This window comes from Corynebacterium marquesiae (assembly GCF_030229635.1).
In the GTDB taxonomy this organism is placed as follows: Bacteria; Actinomycetota; Actinomycetes; order Mycobacteriales; family Mycobacteriaceae; genus Corynebacterium; species Corynebacterium marquesiae.
Window position 1 is genome coordinate 1 of record NZ_JASPII010000057.1, and the last position, 227, is coordinate 227.

Consider the following 227-nt stretch of genomic DNA (forward strand, 5'->3'; position numbering starts at 1 on the left):
CCGGCCCAGCGGAGGGTTACTTTTCCGTCGTTGTCGACTTTGTCTCGGCGTAGGCGGTTGTCGGTGCCGATGGGGATATCGAGTGGCTGGGCTTTGGGCAGTCGGTTGTAGGCCTGAACTGGCGTTTGTCTGTTGAGCACTCGGTGGGGGCGGTGGTTGTTGTAGTAGTCGATGATGTCATCGAGTTGTTGGTTTAGCTCGGCGATGTTGTGGGCAAATGGCCTTGT

At 57.3% G+C, this 227-nt stretch carries 1 protein-coding gene; it reads right to left on the reverse strand.

What is annotated here, in order from left to right; genetic code table 11:
• The coding region (locus QP971_RS11350) for an integrase core domain-containing protein (RefSeq protein WP_284811946.1) at positions 1-227 on the reverse strand (227 nt) is incomplete at both ends.